Consider the following 787-nt stretch of genomic DNA (forward strand, 5'->3'; position numbering starts at 1 on the left):
TGGCGTTGCTGGTGGATCGCGCCGGTACCGTTCTGACCCCCGACCTCCGCGCCGAGCTCCAGGGGAGCCTTCTCAACTAGCAGATGACTTGTGCGGATTGGGGCCCCGCACCATAAGGTGCGGGCAGGCGAAGCGACACGCGACCACGGCACCGCGACAGCGAAGGCACTTGGAGGAGGATCTGTGGTAACGCCCTCAGGCGGACCTTACGGCAGCGAGTACCCGCCGCCGCATGGCGGTGGCCGTTCCGGCCGCTTCAACTTCCCCTCCGCGCCAAGCGGCGGCCAGTGGCCGCCGTCGGAGCGGCAGCCCGCTCCTCAGCGGCAGCCCGACCAGGGACCCGAGGTGCGCGGCCCGCACGCCCCGGGCTCCGCGCGCCCCCCCGGATCCGGAGCGCCGGGCCCCGACCAGGGCCCCGGCCCCGAGCACGAGAGCTGGACGCCGCCGCGCACGCGGCAGCCCGCGCCGCCGCGCCGTTCCTCGGGCGGCGACGGGCCAGAGGCGCCCCAGCCGCTGGTGCGTCCGTACGCGATGACCGGCGGCAGGACCAGGCCGCGATACCAACTGGCCATCGAGGCCCTGGTGTCCACCACCGCCGACCCGGCGCGGCTGACCGGCCAGCTGCCGGAGCACCAGCGGATCTGCCAGCTGTGCTACGAGGTCAAGTCGGTCGCCGAGGTGTCGGCGCTGCTCTCCATCCCCCTCGGGGTCGCCAGGATCCTGGTGGCGGACCTCGCCGAGGCCGGGCTTGTCGCCATTCACCAGCCGGGCAACGACGCGGAGCCCG

General features: G+C 74.2%; 1 protein-coding gene and 1 pseudogene. Both read left to right on the top strand.

Going from position 1 to position 787, the window contains the following annotated elements:
- Positions 1 to 80 (top strand): annotated as a pseudogene (locus tag DEH69_RS24245) (roadblock/LC7 domain-containing protein); the annotation flags it as partial.
- Between the two features lie 103 nt (positions 81 to 183).
- Positions 184 to 787: DUF742 domain-containing protein (locus DEH69_RS24250; protein WP_147255819.1), on the top strand; the 604-nt coding region annotated here is incomplete at its 3' end.

This window comes from Streptomyces sp. PT12 (assembly GCF_003311645.1).
Classification (GTDB): domain Bacteria; phylum Actinomycetota; class Actinomycetes; order Streptomycetales; family Streptomycetaceae; genus Streptomyces.